Below are 3283 nucleotides of genomic sequence, written 5' to 3'. Positions count from 1 at the left end.
GATAGCTGAACAGGGCTATTGATGCTTGAATAATGGATTTAGCGAATGGTTACCCGGAACTGGCGGAAACCTTTTATAACTCCATCTATCGCAAGGTGTTCAGTGGCGAAGCGGTGAACCCCCGTCACTGCTTTATTCAATCGGAATTTGATGGCTTTAAGGTGCACAGTGCCAGGGGCATTGCCCGATCCTACTCTTTTAACGATCAAAGCCAGTTTAACGATCAAAGCCAGCAGGGGCTGGTCAGTCAGGTTGGCCAGATACTGGATGATTTTCAGTTTGAACTGCCCTGGGAGTACCGTCGCAGGGATATTCGCAATATTATTCATGCGTTGCAAAAAAGTCAGCCATCATGGGTCCGGCGCAGGAATGTTCGGGTGGATGTCTTAAAGTGGGTCTTTTACCGGAACAAGGCGGCTTACCTGGTGGGCAGACTGGTGGCAGGAGACGACCTGCAACCGTTTGTTCTGGCGGTTTTGAATAATGAACACGGAGCGCTTTACGTTGACGCCTTGCTCTGTGAAAACGACAGCGTCAGTGTACTGTTCAGCTTTACCCGCTCTTATTTTCTGGTCGATGCCCGGATTCCCTCCGAGTGTATTGAGTTTTTGCACACGCTGGTGCCTGAAAAAAAACGTGCCGAGCTTTATAATTCCATCGGTTTCTTCAAGCATGGTAAAAGTGTCTTCTATCGGGATTTTCTCCGGCATTTGCACCACTCTGTTGATCAGTTTGTCATCGCTCCGGGGGTAAAGGGCATGGTGATGTCGGTGTTTATGCTGCCTTCTTTGGATATGGTGTTTAAAGTCATCAAAGATCATTTCGCCCCGCCCAAAGATATCAGCAAGGCCATGGTTAAAGACCGGTACTATCTGGTGAAAACCCATGACCGGGTGGGCCGGATGGCAGATACCCAGGAGTACTCTGACCTGATGCTGCCCCGTGCCCGGTTCAGTGACGAGTTATTGCAGGAATTGCAGCAGGTGGCTCCCTCTACCGTTATTGTCTATGACGATCAGGTGCTGATTCGCCATCTATATACTGAGCGGCGAATGATGCCCATGAATATCTATGTTGAACAGCTGGTTGACCAGGGCAATGAGCAGGCCCTGGAAGCGGTTCTGGATGATTATGGCCGGGCGATCAGGCAACTGGCCGCCGCCAATATCTTCCCGGGCGATATGCTACTGAAAAATTTCGGGGTCACTCGCCATGGTCGTGTGGTTTTCTATGATTACGATGAAATTATTTATCTGACCGAGTGCAATTTTCGCGAGATACCCCGGGCGCTCTATCCAGAGCAGGAAATGTCCGCTGAACCTTGGTATTCCGTCTCACCGGGCGATATTTTTCCGGAAGAGTTTCCGGTGTTTCTGTTTCCCGATCTGGCAATACGCAAACGTTTTACCCGTCTTCATGGCGATCTTTTTACCGCCAGTTACTGGCGCGGTGTTCAGCAGCAGATTACCCGGGGGCAGGTGATGGATGTGTTGCCATACACGCCATCATTGCAGCTGAAAAAACACCATGCCGACCGGACTGTATCCCGCCAAAAAGCAGTGCCTGTGGTATAACAGGCGCCGCTTATGGTGTTCAGGCTTTTTTCAGGTATCTGGTTAACAGAACAATTCGGACGCCATTGACACGACTTTCGAGCTGCACGAACCTGGCTTTATATATTTTTACTATCAGGTTTTAGCGACTTTCACCGCTCTCTCAGGCCAGTCATCCGGGACAACAAACAAATGCATCTGCTGTTGCAGCGCTTGATGGATTGCCCTGATATAAACCGGTCGTTTTTGCGGTTGCAGTTGGCGTATCACCGCATCATGATCGAGCAGCTCGGCAACAGGATTCTGATTCAACCACTGCACTTTCTGAGGTATCTGGAAATGGACATCCCCGTTGATGGACCGGGTACTCACAAGGAAATGGCTTTGGGTTAACCAATAACCTTTTAGATGATTCTGGTTGCAATACTCCGGTGGCGGACAGTGCGCTGACAGATTCTGTTCTGCTTGAGTTATTAGCTGGATGTCGTTTAGTTGTGCTACTGGTGATTGCACTTGGGCTGGTTTATCAGTGCCCAGTGGGTACAGGGGATAAAAAAGCCGCCCCTGTATCAGGATCTCTTTAACAACCGGCTGCACAATACCCAGCGCTGATAAGGCTTCCTGACCTTCATGGCTATCACTCAACAGGGCTTGATGATGGAGCAGGCGATCCATCTTGCGATCCAGTCTATCCCTGAGCCCGGGACCGATCCAATGTTGCCATGGGGAGCCCATGGCATTGTCAGCTTTACCGGGCATACCCAGATAAAATTTAACGGCCAGCTCCCGGTGGATAAACTGATTTTTCCGCTGGTAGATAAGGTCATATTCACCCAGTGTGGCAGGCTGACCATTTTTCTTGCCATTCACCTGCAGGTTAGCGGCGATGGTCTGGCAATTGGGCAGCTGGCTCAGCAGGAACTGCCAGAGAGTTTCGTTGAAAATGCCAAGCAGGGGATTGTTTTTTTGGTTAACCAGGCTGGCCAGAAGCGCCAGTTGCTGTTGGTCAGGAATCACCGGGGCTATTCCGGCGGGTAAGGGGGATTCCAGAATCAGGGGACTGGCCGATCGATTAAATAATGGCGGGCTTTTTTGTACCCACTCTACGGCCTGTTGAAGAGTGTGATGTATCCTTTGATGTAAAAATCTGTTCATGACTAACGCATACTAACTCACATTCCAGGGCGACATCACTGAGTTTATGGAACACTTCAAAATTTTTGGAGTAACCGGTGCCGCGGGCATATTCAGGTGGATGATACGCTAACCCGGATATTTCATAAACTGCCGCGAATCTCCCGCAGGACTCGTTGTCCGTTTGTGTAAATTGTTGAAGACAGTCATCAGCGAGTGAAATGAATTCGACTACACTTGCTCATGGCTTGCCCGCAGGTTGAAAGATTGAAAGATTGAAAGATTGAAAGTACACGCCATTTATAGTCGTTCTCTTTTGGGTAACCTTGATTTTATTGATCTGAATTTTTGGCCAGAAATATACGATTTCATCAGGCCAACAACTTATAGCCTTAAGTAAGTACCATTAGATGTACAATATCAGACAGAATCCATTTCGCTCATCTGCTGAAATACCTCAGAAGGGCTTTCAGTCTGTAAATGAAGAAACACTCCTCACTGGATTTTTGCAAACCATCAAGTCTGTTGACCCAAAAAACATTCCTGGGGAAAAGAGCAGTAAGCCTGCCAATGTGCCCCGGCATACATCTTTGATT

The 3283-nt window shown here is 48.6% G+C and carries 2 protein-coding genes; one reads left to right on the top strand and one right to left on the bottom strand.

The genetic code is table 11. The features are described from left to right. The first annotated feature begins 32 nt into the window (after positions 1–32). Positions 33–1574: a bifunctional isocitrate dehydrogenase kinase/phosphatase gene (gene aceK / locus KDK14_RS05545; RefSeq protein WP_257264023.1), complete on the top strand. Its 1542-nt coding sequence runs from the start codon at positions 33–35 to the stop codon at positions 1572–1574. 114 nt (positions 1575–1688) lie between these two features. On the opposite strand, the gene KDK14_RS05540 is transcribed toward aceK, so the two are convergent. Then, positions 1689–2708, bottom strand: a complete 1020-nt coding sequence (locus KDK14_RS05540; protein ID WP_257264022.1) for a DUF1853 family protein — start codon at positions 2706–2708, stop codon at positions 1689–1691. Between the last annotated feature and the right edge of the window lie 575 nt (positions 2709–3283).

It is taken from the genome of Endozoicomonas sp. ONNA2 (assembly GCF_024606365.1).
GTDB lineage: Bacteria > Pseudomonadota > Gammaproteobacteria > Pseudomonadales > Endozoicomonadaceae > Endozoicomonas.
This window is presented reverse-complemented; position numbering and strand designations above follow the sequence as displayed.

Excerpts from the sequence above, each read along its gene's own strand:
- aceK (WP_257264023.1), top strand. The coding sequence starts at position 33 with ATGGATTTAGCGAATGGTTACCCGGAACTGGCGGAAACCTTTTATAAC.
- KDK14_RS05540 (WP_257264022.1), bottom strand. The coding sequence starts at position 2,708 with ATGAACAGATTTTTACATCAAAGGATACATCACACTCTTCAACAGGCC.